Raw genomic sequence first — 12,928 nt, forward strand, 5'->3', positions numbered from 1 at the left:
AGCCTTCCGCCTGTTTCTTCAGTCTAATCGTTTGATCTAACTTCTCAAATACGTCCCCAACCCATTGTGTAAAAACTTTTTGCATCAGAAATTTTAACCTGTTCTTCAAATTCAATAAGACTCTTTGTATCCTTTAATAATCCAGCAATTATTGATATAATATCCATGGGAAGACCTCTCTCTAGATGTTCATTTCATGGTGTACATTTAGATGATAGAGTGTCTTCCTATTTTTTTCCACTCATCTGCCCCTTCTGACCCTGCGAGTAAAATTTTACACATACTCATCTCCCACCTACTCATTGGTGCGATTCGCACCTTCACATTCCTTGAGGATGGGAGACTTCTTTCGGAAAGCCGTTAAATTGACCTTTTTCTTTTAAATATCGATAGGTATATTGCAGCTCGTCCCTTGGCATTATGCCTTCTTTTACTGCCGTTTCGTATTCTCGCAGCCAATAATCTTTCTGATCGTAATTTTCAAGCATATTGAGCAAGTTAAATAATGAGACTTCTTTAAACCGCTGCTGGATATTACTTTTAAAATAGCTGATGGCTGCCTCATATTCGCATAATGCTATCTTCAGCCTAAAAACAGTTTCAACAAGATCATTTATTTTTCGCTCGCGGCTATATTCGTGATTATCCCATGTTTCCTTTGCAGGCGCTATCGTTCGCTGTTTCAGTCCCATTCGTAACTGATGACATTGTTCAATAGCTATTTCTTTCGCATCTGCGGTTCTCAGATTTGCAATGAATACATTGATTAGATCTGACCGCAGCGTGTCCATGTCCAGATAACAATTAATCACTTGTTTTATAGCAAAACTTATAGACTCACTATTAATTCCGGTACTAAATTTTCTTTTTAGGAGAATATCGAATAACTCAACTTGCGCAATACCAACAGATCTAAAGGGATTTTCTGTGTTAAAGATCAAATAGCCACATCCATAACACAACATTTCATACAGTTCTTCCAGTAGATCTGTGGCTCGTTTTCCCTCCTTTCCTGCAACGGGTACCTGTTGCAAATGCTTTATGTATGATTTGACTTTGAATCGCCACTTGGAACGATCCTTTTTGCTGACATAGTGATTAGGGATGACATAATTTTGCTTATAAGCGTTTTGGAGCAACTGCTCAATTTCACGTTCCAAATCATTGACGTTAACATCCTTAACTTTTTTTCTTTTCTTCTTTTCGGCTTCTTTGTACCGCTGAAAATCTTCCAACATCATGTCAACTGTTTTTTCATCACGCACTTTTTTCGGAATTGACTTATACAATTCGACAATAATCTTACTTAAATCGTCCTTACTGTATTTTTCAATAAGCTTTCTTAGTTCAGTGACACGCATTAACATCACTCCTTTGTTTAAGGCTTAGTTACCTTAATTTAGAATGAGTTGGGACACGCATTCGATATGCGTCGTATGCGGAAACATGTCAACAGGCTGTACGTCCGCTGTACGGTATCCTCCGTCTTCCAGGATCCGCAAGTCTCTTGCCAGTGTTGCCGGGTTGCAGGAGACATAGACGACCTTTTTCGGCTTCATCTCTAGAATCGTCTGCAGCAGGGCTTCATCACAGCCTTTGCGCGGCGGGTCGACCACTAAGACATCTGCCTTGTTGCCTGCCTCGTACCATTTTGAGATGACCGTTTCCGCTGTGCCCGCTTCAAACTCCACATTCGTGATGACGTTGAGCGCCGCATTGCGTTTTGCATCTTCAATCGCTTCCGGAACGACTTCGACTCCGAACACTTTGCGGGCTTTTTGCGCCAAAAACAGTGAGATCGTGCCGATACCGCAATAGGCGTCAATCACCGACTCGTTGCCGTTCAAACCTGCGTATTCAAGGGCTTTATCATAAAGCACCTTTGTCTGGACGGGATTGACTTGGTAAAAAGAAAGCGCGGAGATGGCGAATTTCACATCCCCGATTTTATCGTAAATGGCCTCATTTCCCCACAGTACTTTGGTTCTCTCCCCCAAAATCACGTTTGTGCGCCTCGGGTTGACGTTGTGCACGATTGACTTCACCTGTTTCAGGCGCGACACAATCGCATCCACGAGTTTTTTCTGGTGCGGCAGTTCCGCTGTTCTCGTGATCAGCACGACCATCAGCTCGCCGGTCTCCCTCCCGTAACGCGCCATGATGTGGCGGAGGACGCCGCTGTGATGTTCTTCATCGTAAGCCGGGATGCGAAGTTCCCGGCAGATTTCTTTTACTGCCCGGACAGCTTCGTTTACCGCCGGAAGCTGGATTACGCTCTCATCGGCATCGAGTATTTCATGGGTTCTCGGTTTGAAAAAGCCAGCTACGAGTTTTCCGTCTTTTTCGCCGACCGGCACCTGGGCTTTGTTCCGGTAATGCCACGGGTTGTCCATGCCGATAATCGGGTGGATGCGGGCGCCTTCAATTTTCCCAATCCGGGCAAGTGCCTGGCGCACCTGATTTTCCTTGTACTTGAGCTGGCCGGTATAGCTTATATGCGCAAGCTGGCAGCCGCCGTATTTCGGCGCCTCTTCTTTCGGGATATCGACACGGTACGGGCTCTTTTCGTACAGCTCAAGGAGGCGGCCGATCCCGTAGTTCTTGTTGGCTTTGATGACTTTAATACGAGCTTTCTCCCCCGGCAGGCCGTTTTTAATAAACAGCGGGTAGCCGTCCACCTTCGCTACCCCTGCGCCGTCATGCGTCAAATCTTCAAAAACAACCTCTATTTCTTCGTTCTTTTGGACCGGTAATGTTATTTTCATGGCTGTCTTCCTTTTCGTCTTAATGGCTACGGAAATTTTAACATATAGCGGCCTTGAATGCGAAAAACAATCCGTTGCCGCAGACTGTTTTCTTGAATATTCGGCCGGTTTTAAAAATACACCTTTATTAAACAGATATTATGATGATAAAATGTTGTTGAAAGGACCAAAAACAAAGGGGGAAATGACTTCTGTGAGTGATCAAACATTAAAAATGATTTCCATCACCATTTATATGGTGCTGATGCTCTGGATCGGCTGGGTGGCTTACCGGCGGACGAGCAACCTCGATGATTATATGCTCGGCGGTCGTTCGCTCGGCCCTGCTGTTGCCGCTTTAAGCGCAGGCGCTGCTGATATGAGCGGCTGGCTGTTGATGGGATTGCCGGGGGGCATTTATCTGACCGGGCTTGCCGATGCATGGATTGCGATCGGGTTGACGATCGGAGCATATTTAAACTGGCGGCTTGTGGCACCACGTCTCCGCTCCTATACAAAGGTGGCCGGTGATTCCATAACGATCCCTTCTTATCTTGAAAACCGTTTTAAAGACCCGACCAAAATGCTGCGGCTTGTTTCCGCACTTGTCATTTTAATTTTCTTCACGCTTTATGTTTCTTCTGGGATGGTATCCGGAGCCGTCTTTTTTGAAAACTCATTCCATACGTCCTATTATGTAGGGTTGGTCATCGTGGCGGGCGTGGTTGTACTGTACACGCTTTTCGGCGGATTTCTCGCTGTTTCATGGACTGATTTTGTCCAGGGGCTGATCATGGTCATCGCACTCGTGCTCGTGCCGATTATCGCTTTTACCAAAACGGGCGGGCCAGTTGAAACCTTCCATACCGTGAAATCGATCAATCCGGATTTGCTTGACTTTTTTAAAGGGACAACGGCATTGGGAATCATTTCCGCGCTCGCGTGGGGGCTCGGCTATGTCGGCCAGCCGCATATTATTGTCCGTTTCATGGCAATTAAATCGGTAAAAGAAACAAAAAGCGCGCGCAGAATCGGGATCAGCTGGATGATTTTATCGCTGATCGGCACATCCCTTACTGCGCTGATCGGGATCGCTTATTTCCATCAGCCCGGCCATAAATTGGATAATCCGGAAACGGTTTTTATCCAGCTTGGGCAGATTTTATTCCATCCGCTCATTGCCGGATTTGTGCTGGCAGCAGTGCTTGCGGCGATTATGAGCACCGTCTCGTCCCAGCTGCTTGTCACTTCAAGTGCGCTGACAGAAGATCTGTATAAGCTCTTCTTCCGCCGCAATGCTTCGGATAAAGAGTCGGTATTTTTCGGCAGGCTCGCGGTGCTTGTCGTTTCTGTTGCCGCCGCGCTGCTTGCTTTAAACCGCGATTCCACCATTTTGCAGCTCGTCAGCTATGCATGGGCCGGGTTTGGCGCATCATTCGGGCCGGTGATCTTTTTGAGCCTGTTCTGGCGCAAGATGAACCACTGGGGTGCCCTTTTCGGTATGATTGTAGGTGCCGTGACAGTGATAGTCTGGACCGTGTCCGGCCTGGATGCCAAATTATACTCCATGGTACCGGGGTTTGCCTTTAACCTGATTATCAGCATGATTGTCAGCATCGCAACCTACAAACACCATGCGGGCATCGAAGAAGAATTTAACGACAGCCTTTCCGCATTGAAAAAAGAAAGTTGATTGTAAAACGCCGGGAGCTTTTTATACTGCTTCCGGCGTTTTTGCCAGGGCAGGGGTTGCCATTTGGGGCACAAAATGCCGGATTGGATACTAATTTAAAAAGCGCCGGAGCCGGCAGTCTGCATGCCCCGCTTCCTGCTCTTTTGTCAGTCAACCCTGTCTTGCGGGCGGATTTTGTCAAGCGGCGCAAAGACTTCGAGATGGCGGTACAAGTTTTCAAAAACGGCAGGGGCTTCTCCGCCGAGTTCGCCGTCCAGATTTAATAAAATTTTATCCGGCGAATGAACTTTTACGCGGCTGGCAGAGGTATAAATGACGTTCGGGTCATTCAGATGTTCGCCGCGCAGCGCAAGGGTAACAGCCCGAATGAACTCGGCCAGGTTCGTTTTTTTCAAAATCATTAATGTAAACAGGCCGTCATTGATCGAAGAGTCCGGAGCAAGTTTTTCAAAACCGCCGATGGAATTCGTCAGGCCGATTAAAAACAGCATCGCTTCGCCTTCAAACAGCTTCCCGTCATATTCAATCGTCATCTGGGTCGCGCGGATCGAAGGCAGCATTTCAATTCCTTTTAAATAATAAGCGAGCTGGCCGAGCATCGTCTTCAGCCGGCTTGGCACATCATATGTCAGTTCCGTGAGCCGCCCGCCGCCGCCGATATTGATAAAATATTTCTCATTCATTTTCCCGATATCAACCGGAAGGGTATCGCCTTTTACGATAATTTCCGTTGCCGCCTGCACATCACGCGGGATTTGCAGTGCGCGCGCAAAATCATTTGTCGTACCCATTGGGATGACGCCAAGTTTCGGCCGGTAATCCTGTTCGGCAATGCCGTTGACGACTTCGTTGATCGTGCCGTCCCCGCCGGCTGCCACGACAATATCATACTTGCGTTCAACCGCTTTCCTTGCCGCTTTGATGGCATCGCCGGCGCCGGTTGTGGCATGGCAGGATGTTTCATATCCGGCCAACTCTAATTTTTGCAGCACATCCGGGAGATGGCGCTTAAACGCTTCACGGCCGGAAGTCGGGTTATATATGATTCTTGCTCGTTTCATTCGCATCATCCTTATTTATGTTGATGTACATGCGTATTATGTAATCCCGTTTCGTGCAGGCAAAGGACAGTTTCCCCAAAACAGATCCGGATAGGGAAACTGCTCGATATGTTGTCCGTTATTTCTGCATGGGGCAAATCCTTCATGCATCCACTGAATTATCATACAACTTTTTTGAAAAAAAATCCACTAACAGCGCGGTGCGGTGTGCGCCTTGGCTGCAAAAAGGCGCCTTTTCGGCTGCCGTGTTCGTGGGGGCTGCCTTATGTGGTTCAAGAAAAGGGAACGTGCAGGCACGGATGATTTGTGCGTGCACCCTAAAACTCTCCATACTTGCGCATCATCACCAGCTGAACAACCGGATGCCGCGCTCATCCAGAAATTGAATCGTTTCCAGCAAAGCATCTTCGCCGATCTGGTACACTTCCCCAATGGTATCTTTCCAGCGGCCGAAGTCCCGCATGTGCAACTCGCGGATATTGCGGTAGTTCATAATCTTTAATGAGCGGTCGCGCAAATAGTAGCATTCCCGCCCGTTGAAGCGCACGGCGGTCACCCTGCGCATCGTCTGGTTGGCGTTGTCGTCAAGGTAAGATGCACGGATATCTTCTTTCAAATCGTCTTCCGTAAGCGGCAGCCACTCAATCGTTTTTTTCACAAAAGATTTCCCGTTGGAACGGCGGTCGATTTCGTAACGGCCGGGCTCAAGCTGCGTAAAAATGATGTCTTCGCCAAAACCGTGGAGCACGTGGCGCCGTTTTGATTCAAGTTCAACCGGCTTCATGATCGGGGAGCCGTAGCCGACATCCACATACAGTTTTTTTCCGTTCAATAAAACCATCAGCGCAACATGGCCGGGCACCACACGCACAAAGGAGCATTGAAAACCGAGGCTGCGCAACAGCCGCGCAAAATTGATGTTTAATGTAAAACAGGTGCCGCCCCATCCTTTTTCCCATAAATGCTCCACAAAAGTCTCAAACGGAGGTATGTAAATCCCCTCACGGAAGTAATGAAACTTGCTGAACGTTTCATAGGGGACACAAGAAAGATGGTGCTGGATGAGCCGCTGCAAAAAATTCAGCCCCGGCTCTTCATGTTCAAGCTTTAAGTAATTCAAATAAGCCTCCACCTGTTCCTCCATTTTCCTTTCCCCTTTCAAGTGCTTTATCCATTCTTTTCGCTCCCCGGCATAGAAAAACCTTTTTTTCGCAACAACAGCGATGAAAAAAAGTGACCAGCAGGCCCAGCTTGCAATCCTCCATTCTATTATAAACGTTTCGGTACTAGACGCGCAGCTTGCAAGTTCCATCTCCTTTCGGGTTCAGATCCAGGCCTCTTTTAAAACCTTTTAAAGGACAGCCCGTCCGGAACCCCAACGTTTTTTGAATATTTCAAAAATAAAATTGAGACCCTCTTTTGTCTAAAGGACAATTTGCTTTTTTGAACCATTCAAAAAAGACAATTTGCCCCCATCCCGGGTTCCGGCCTCCCAAAGGATGCATGTCCGTTTTTGCAACGTTTTCCGGCCGGGCGCTGCTTAAAGATGATTCCATTTTTGTCTATTATTTTTTAGTTGAAGTTTATTCCTGCTGGACGGTGGTATATATGTTGCCGTAAGCGATATTCACAATCACCGAACAAAGGAGAGATTTTGAATGGCAGACAAAGATAAAAAAATGACAGTAGAAGAAGCAGGTCGCAAAGGCGGAGAAGCTACTGCTGACAGCCACGATAAAGAATTCTATCAGGAAATCGGCAAAAAAGGCGGAGAAACCACTGCCGAAAAACATGGCAAGGAATTCTATCAAGATATCGGCAAAAAGGGCGGGGAAGCTACTGCTGACAGCCACGACAAAGAATTCTATCAGGAAATCGGCAAAAAAGGCGGAGAATCTACAGCGGAAAATCATGATAAAGAATTCTATCAGGAAATTGGCAAAAAAGGCGGAGAAGCCACTGCTGACAGCCATGACAAAGAATTCTATCAGGAAATCGGAGAAAAAGGCGGTAACGCAAGAGCGAAAAACAACGGTGAAGATTAAGAGGAATGATTTCACCCAAACCGGTTCAGCCCGCACGCTGAACCGGTTTTTTACCGTTGTTCGCACTCTCTTTCTTTTTCTCCAATTGTCATCATTATTATAGCACAGCCCGCCGGATTTGGCAGTACATTTTGAAAAGATATTCATTTTGGATGTGCTTACATAAAAAGAGCCGGCATCCATTTTGCCCGCTCTTTTTATGCATTCAACCTTCTATTCAACTGGCAACTGTATCGCAGGTATTTTAAGCTTCTACCGGATTTGCCTGTTTTTCAACGGTTTCTTCGATCAAATTCCGGATTTTCACTTTTAAAAAATGTTTTTTGCAATAATAACCGAGCAGTTTGTTTGTTTTCCAGTCATACACCGGATAAACAGCATCAATTTCTTTGCCGGCTTTTCTCAAACAATATGCACACGTGGTTGTCAGTTCAAATAGGCGATCACACATTGTTTGCAGCCTCCTATCGTCAATTTCACCCTTTCGTTATATACCCGATCTCCGCATTTTAAAACAAAAAAGCGGTGGGGCGCACCGCTTTTTTGAAAAATTACCGTTTATTCATTTCCTGGATCAGCAGTTTATTGACAATCGGCGGGTTGGCCTGCCCTTTTGTCGCTTTCATGACCTGCCCGACCAAAAAGCCGAGCGCCCGGTCTTTACCGTTTTTATAGTCAATAATGGATTGTTCATTTTTATCCAGTACTTCTGTCACAATCTTTAAAAGCTCGCCTTCATCAGAAATTTGCACAAGCCCTTTTTCCTTGACGATTTTTTCCGGGTCGCCGCCTTTTTCGACCAATTCGCGGAAAACCTTCTTCGCCAATTTTGAAGAGAGCGTGCCGTTTTCGATCAATTTGATCATGCCGGCAAGGCTTTCCGGTGTAAGCGCAATATCATGCAGTTCTTTCTGGGCTGAATTCAAGTAAGCGGACACTTCGCCCATCAGCCAGTTCGATGCCTGTTTTGCATCGGCGCCGGCTGCGATCGTCGCTTCAAAAAAATCGGACATTTCTTTCGTGAGCGTGAGCACCATGGCATCATAAGCAGGGAGCCCGAGTTCTTCTGTGTAACGCTTTTTCCGTTCGTCCGGCAGTTCCGGAATTTCGGCGCGCACCCGTTCCTTCCAGGCGTCATCAATATATAGATCCACAAGGTCTGGTTCCGGGAAATAGCGGTAATCGTCCGAGCCTTCTTTCACCCGCATCAGAATCGTTTTGCCGGTTGCTTCGTCAAAACGGCGCGTTTCCTGTTGGATCACATCGCCTGCAAGCAGCACTTGTTTCTGGCGTTCCTGCTCATACTGCAGGCCTTTGCGCACATAGTTGAACGAGTTCAGGTTTTTCAATTCAGTTTTCGTGCCGAATGTTTCCTGTCCAATTGGACGGATGGAAATATTGGCATCGCAGCGGAGCGATCCTTCTTCCATTTTGCAGTCGGAAACGCCAGTATATTGAATGATGGATTTTAATTTTTCAAGATAGGCATACGCTTCTTCCGGAGTGCGGATATCCGGTTCCGAGACAATTTCAATAAGCGGCGTGCCCTGGCGGTTCAAATCGACGAGAGAATACCCTTCATTTGCCGCGTGGAACAGCTTCCCGGCATCTTCTTCCATATGGATGCGGGTAATGCCGATCTTTTTCTTTACGCCGTCCACTTCAATTTCAATCCAGCCGTTTTTCCCGATCGGTTTATCAAATTGGGAAATCTGATAAGCTTTCGGGTTGTCCGGGTAAAAATAGTTTTTCCGGTCGAATTTCGTTTCGGTTGCAATTTCGCAGTTCAGCGCCATTGCGGCCTTCATTGCGTAGTCAACCACTTTTTTATTCAGTACCGGAAGCACGCCCGGATAGCCGAGATCGATGACATTGGTGTTCGTATTCGGTTCTGCCCCGAAATGCGCAGGCGCCGGCGAGAAAATTTTTGTATTGGTTTTTAATTCAACGTGCACTTCAAGCCCGATCACTGTTTCAAAATTCATCTTTTTCACCCCTTACAATTGCGGTTTTTGGTTATGGAAGTCCGTTGCCTGTTCAAATGCATGGGCAACGCGGTACACAGTGCTTTCGTCAAAATGCTTCCCGATGATTTGCAGCCCTAATGGCAGCCCGCCTGCAAACCCGCATGGAAGAGAGATCCCCGGGACGCCTGCCAGGTTGACCGGAATGGTTAAAATATCATTCGCATACATTGTTAACGGGTCTTCAATTTTTTCCCCGATTTTAAAGGCCGCAGTCGGCGTGGTCGGCCCGATGATGACATCATATTTTTCGAGCACATCATCAAAGTCTTTTTTGATCAGGGTGCGGACCTGTTGTGCTTTTTTGTAGTACGCATCGTAATAACCCGCGCTTAGCGCAAAAGTCCCGAGCATAATGCGGCGTTTTACTTCGTCCCCGAAACCTTCCGAACGGGTCTTTTTATATAATTCTTCGAGGCTGGTTGCATTTTTCGAACGGTAGCCGTAGCGGACGCCGTCAAAACGGGCCAGGTTGGAAGACGCTTCGGATGAAGCAAGCAGATAATAGGCGGCCACGCCGTATTTCGAATGCGGCAGCGACACTTCTTCCCATGTGGCGCCGAGCTTTTCCAGCACTTTCAAGGCATCGAGAACAGCCTGGCGCGCTTCTTCGCTGACGCCTTCGCCTAAGTATTCTTTCGGCACGGCAATTTTCAAGCCTTTTACATCGCCTTTGAGCGCCTCCACATAATCCGGCACTTCCACATCGGCGGAAGTGGAGTCATGCCGGTCAAGCCCGGAAATTGCCTGTAACAGATAGGCATTGTCTTCCACGGTCCGGGTAATCGGCCCGATCTGGTCAAGAGAAGAGGCGAATGCGACAAGGCCAAAACGGGAAACACGCCCGTAAGTTGGCTTCATTCCGACAACCCCGCAAAATGCGGCCGGCTGGCGGATCGAACCGCCTGTATCAGATCCAAGCGCAAACGGCACTTCCCCCGCTGCCACCGCTGCAGCCGAACCGCCGGAAGAACCGCCCGGCACCGTATCCAGGTTCCAAGGGTTGCGGGTGATTTGGAATGCGGAATTTTCCGTCGACGAACCCATCGCAAACTCATCCATATTCAATTTGCCGATTGTGATCGTATTTTCCTTATGTAATTTCTCCATGACCGTGGCATCATAAATGGGATCGAAGTTTTCAAGGATTTTGCTAGCACAGGTTGTCCGCAAATCTTTCGTGACAATATTATCCTTGATTCCGATCGGCATGCCGAACAGCATATTTTCAGCTTCCGGCGAGCCGATTTTGCCGTCCAGTTCCGCTGCGGTTTTGCGGGCCCGTTCTTCATCCAATGTTAAAAAAGCTTTCACTTTGCCGTCTGTTTCTGAAATCTTTTGATACGCTTCATCAACAAGTTCTGAAACTTTAACTTCCTTATTATGTAAAAACTCGTGAAGTTCCGAGATTTTATGGTCAAATAAAGACATGCTTTCCCCTCCTTATTCTACGATTGTCGGCACACGGATCATGCCGTCCTGGGTATCCGGCGCATTTTTCAACACAAGCTCGCGCGGCAGTCCTTTTTCCACCGTATCTTCGCGCATGACATTGCGGATTTCAAGCACGTGCGTGGTCGGCAGAACCCCTGTTGTGTCAAGTTCATTTAATGATTCCGCAAAATGGATAATATCCCCCAGCTGTTTCGCAAATTTCTCCGTTTCCGTCTCATTCATTTCAAGGCGTGCCAGGTCGGCAACGTGTTGGACTTGTTCTTTTGAAATATCAGGCATAGCCTTTCACCTCCGTTATAAAAGTCGCATCAATTGTACGTGGAACCCAATCGGGCGTGCAGTTCATTGCCCCGCAGCACGGCCCGGAAAGCGGGGCCTGACTGTCCGTTCATATGGGGCGAATCGAACCCTGCAATACTATTGATCATAGCAGAAAAGCCCGCCCTTAAGCAAGGGGGGCGCCGGGGGTTGCAAAAAAGAAAACGGAGAAGCTGCTTCAGCCTCTCCGTTTTACGGGTCCCCATTAATGGGTGAATTGTTCTTGCTCGGTCGATCCCGTAAGTGCGGTAGTAGAAGAAGTGCCGCCTGAGATGACCATCGATACTTCATCGAAATAGCCGGTGCCGACTTCGCGCTGATGGCGTGTTGCCGTGTAACCATATTGTTCGTTCGCAAATTCTGCCTGCTGCAGTTCGGAATAGGCCGCCATGCCGCGGTCGCGGTAGTTGCGGGCCAGTTCAAACATGCTGTGGTTCAAGGCATGGAAGCCGGCTAGCGTGACGAACTGGAATTTATAGCCCATGCGCGCAATTTCTTTCTGGAAGTTCGCGATCGTTTTGTCATCAAGTTTCTTCTTCCAGTTGAAAGACGGCGAGCAGTTGTAAGCCAAAAGTTTGCCCGGGAATTTTTCATGGATCGCTTCTGCAAACCGGCGTGCTTCATCCAGATTCGGCTCGCTCGTTTCGCACCAGATCATATCGGCATATGGCGCATAAGCAAGTCCGCGGGCAATCGCCTGGTCTATGCCTGCCTGCGTGCGGTAAAAGCCTTCCGCTGTCCGTTCCCCGGTGATAAATGGCGCATCATACGGGTCAACATCGCTTGTGATCAGATTTGCCGCATTTGCATCCGTACGGGCAATAATAACGGTCGGCACGCCCATGACATCAGCAGCAAGGCGGGCTGCAATCAAGTGGCGGATGGCTGTTTGTGTCGGCTGCAACACTTTGCCGCCCAAATGGCCGCATTTCTTCTCGGAAGAAAGCTGGTCTTCAAGATGGACAGACGCGGCGCCCGCTTCGATCATCGCTTTTGTCAGTTCGAATACGTTTAACGGGCCGCCAAAGCCGGCTTCTGCATCGGCAACGATCGGTGCAAACCAATCAATCCGTTCGTCCCCTTCTGCATGGTGGATCTGGTCGGCGCGCTGCAAGGCCTGGTTGATCCGTTTGACGACATTCGGCACGCTGTTCGCCGGATACAGGCTTTGGTCCGGATACATTTGCCCGGCCAGGTTCGCATCAGCTGCAACCTGCCAGCCGCTTAAATAAATGGCTTTCAATCCGGCCTTTACCTGCTGGACAGCCTGATTTCCCGTGAGTGCGCCCAATGCATGGATATAATCTTCCGTATGCAGCAGGTTCCAGAATTTTTCCGCCCCCCTGCGCGCCAAAGTATATTCAATTTGAACAGAACCCCTCAGTTTGAGCACGTCTTCCGGAGAATACGGGCGGACAATCCCCTGCCACCTTTCATCTTTCTCCCAGCTTCGTTTCAGTTCAAGCGCTTTTTCGTTTACCATCAAAAATTCCTCCCATTTTTTCAATATAATGTAAAGCCGCAGGCAAAATAAGGCTTCCTCGGGGTTCAAACGATTCCCCTTTGTTACAGCTGCGGCGAAAGCAGC

At 48.1% G+C, this 12,928-nt stretch carries 11 protein-coding genes and 1 pseudogene; 2 read left to right on the forward strand and 10 right to left on the reverse strand.

Going from position 1 to position 12,928, the window contains the following annotated elements; genetic code table 11:
• The 3 genes and pseudogenes from IC21_RS16685 to rlmD all read right to left on the reverse strand — a co-directional run.
• A pseudogene (locus IC21_RS16685) lies at nucleotides 1-167 on the reverse strand (ISLre2 family transposase); the annotation flags it as partial.
• 153 nt (nucleotides 168-320) lie between these two features.
• Nucleotides 321-1,361 (reverse strand): hypothetical protein, encoded by a 1,041-nt coding sequence (locus tag IC21_RS06310; protein ID WP_029142026.1) that lies wholly within the window; start codon nucleotides 1,359-1,361, stop codon nucleotides 321-323.
• A 33-nt stretch (nucleotides 1,362-1,394) separates the two neighbouring features.
• A complete protein-coding gene (rlmD, locus tag IC21_RS06315; RefSeq protein ID WP_029142027.1) occupies nucleotides 1,395-2,765 on the reverse strand; it encodes a 23S rRNA (uracil(1939)-C(5))-methyltransferase RlmD in 1,371 nt (456 codons plus the stop codon).
• 193 nt (nucleotides 2,766-2,958) lie between these two features.
• On the opposite strand from rlmD, the gene putP reads away from it, so the two are divergent.
• A complete protein-coding gene (gene putP / locus IC21_RS06320; protein WP_029142028.1) occupies nucleotides 2,959-4,437 on the forward strand; it encodes a sodium/proline symporter PutP in 1,479 nt (492 codons plus the stop codon).
• Nucleotides 4,438-4,583: 146 nt separating this feature from the next.
• Here the strand turns inward: putP and IC21_RS06325 are convergent, their stop codons facing one another.
• Both IC21_RS06325 and IC21_RS06330 read right to left on the reverse strand, forming a co-directional pair.
• Nucleotides 4,584-5,498 carry a diacylglycerol kinase gene (locus IC21_RS06325; protein ID WP_013860574.1) on the reverse strand — a complete coding sequence of 305 codons (915 nt, stop codon included), beginning with the start codon at nucleotides 5,496-5,498 and terminating at the stop codon, nucleotides 4,584-4,586.
• Between the two features lie 343 nt (nucleotides 5,499-5,841).
• Complete coding sequence (locus IC21_RS06330) at nucleotides 5,842-6,642, reverse strand: arylamine N-acetyltransferase (protein ID WP_029142029.1); 801 nt, start codon at nucleotides 6,640-6,642, stop codon at nucleotides 5,842-5,844.
• 514 nt (nucleotides 6,643-7,156) lie between these two features.
• Here IC21_RS06330 and IC21_RS06335 point away from each other — a divergent pair.
• Nucleotides 7,157-7,543 carry a KGG domain-containing protein gene (locus IC21_RS06335; protein ID WP_029142030.1) on the forward strand — a complete coding sequence of 129 codons (387 nt, stop codon included), beginning with the start codon at nucleotides 7,157-7,159 and terminating at the stop codon, nucleotides 7,541-7,543.
• 244 nt (nucleotides 7,544-7,787) lie between these two features.
• Here IC21_RS06335 and IC21_RS06340 read toward each other — a convergent pair whose 3' ends face one another.
• From IC21_RS06340 to aceA, 5 genes are all read right to left on the reverse strand, one after another.
• Nucleotides 7,788-7,994 carry a hypothetical protein gene (locus IC21_RS06340; RefSeq protein ID WP_029142031.1) on the reverse strand — a complete coding sequence of 69 codons (207 nt, stop codon included), beginning with the start codon at nucleotides 7,992-7,994 and terminating at the stop codon, nucleotides 7,788-7,790.
• A gap of 100 nt (nucleotides 7,995-8,094) precedes the next feature.
• Nucleotides 8,095-9,528, reverse strand: a complete 1,434-nt coding sequence (gatB, locus tag IC21_RS06345) for an Asp-tRNA(Asn)/Glu-tRNA(Gln) amidotransferase subunit GatB (protein ID WP_019721611.1) — start codon at nucleotides 9,526-9,528, stop codon at nucleotides 8,095-8,097.
• Between the two features lie 12 nt (nucleotides 9,529-9,540).
• Complete coding sequence (gene gatA / locus IC21_RS06350; RefSeq protein WP_017552719.1) at nucleotides 9,541-10,998, reverse strand: Asp-tRNA(Asn)/Glu-tRNA(Gln) amidotransferase subunit GatA; 1,458 nt, start codon at nucleotides 10,996-10,998, stop codon at nucleotides 9,541-9,543.
• A 12-nt stretch (nucleotides 10,999-11,010) separates the two neighbouring features.
• Nucleotides 11,011-11,301, reverse strand: a complete 291-nt coding sequence (gene gatC / locus IC21_RS06355) for an Asp-tRNA(Asn)/Glu-tRNA(Gln) amidotransferase subunit GatC (protein ID WP_013860580.1) — start codon at nucleotides 11,299-11,301, stop codon at nucleotides 11,011-11,013.
• A 244-nt stretch (nucleotides 11,302-11,545) separates the two neighbouring features.
• Entirely contained in the window at nucleotides 11,546-12,823 is a 1,278-nt protein-coding gene (aceA, locus tag IC21_RS06360) for an isocitrate lyase (protein WP_029142032.1), read from the reverse strand.
• Between the last annotated feature and the right edge of the window lie 105 nt (nucleotides 12,824-12,928).

This window comes from Heyndrickxia coagulans DSM 1 = ATCC 7050 (assembly GCF_000290615.1).
Classification (GTDB): Bacteria; Bacillota; Bacilli; order Bacillales; family Bacillaceae_C; genus Weizmannia; species Weizmannia coagulans.

What these genes read in the sequence shown, in the direction of transcription:
- rlmD (WP_029142027.1), bottom strand. Translation starts at nt 2,765, where the DNA reads ATGAAAATAACATTACCGGTCCAAAAGAACGAAGAAATAGAGGTTGTT.
- IC21_RS06330 (WP_029142029.1), bottom strand. Translation starts at nt 6,642, where the DNA reads ATGGAGGAACAGGTGGAGGCTTATTTGAATTACTTAAAGCTTGAACAT.
- gatA (WP_017552719.1), bottom strand. Translation starts at nt 10,998, where the DNA reads ATGTCTTTATTTGACCATAAAATCTCGGAACTTCACGAGTTTTTACAT.
- IC21_RS06340 (WP_029142031.1), bottom strand. Translation starts at nt 7,994, where the DNA reads ATGTGTGATCGCCTATTTGAACTGACAACCACGTGTGCATATTGTTTG.
- IC21_RS06335 (WP_029142030.1), top strand. Translation starts at nt 7,157, where the DNA reads ATGGCAGACAAAGATAAAAAAATGACAGTAGAAGAAGCAGGTCGCAAA.
- IC21_RS06325 (WP_013860574.1), bottom strand. Translation starts at nt 5,498, where the DNA reads ATGAAACGAGCAAGAATCATATATAACCCGACTTCCGGCCGTGAAGCG.
- IC21_RS06310 (WP_029142026.1), bottom strand. Translation starts at nt 1,361, where the DNA reads ATGCGTGTCACTGAACTAAGAAAGCTTATTGAAAAATACAGTAAGGAC.
- gatB (WP_019721611.1), bottom strand. Translation starts at nt 9,528, where the DNA reads ATGAATTTTGAAACAGTGATCGGGCTTGAAGTGCACGTTGAATTAAAA.
- gatC (WP_013860580.1), bottom strand. Translation starts at nt 11,301, where the DNA reads ATGCCTGATATTTCAAAAGAACAAGTCCAACACGTTGCCGACCTGGCA.
- aceA (WP_029142032.1), bottom strand. Translation starts at nt 12,823, where the DNA reads ATGGTAAACGAAAAAGCGCTTGAACTGAAACGAAGCTGGGAGAAAGAT.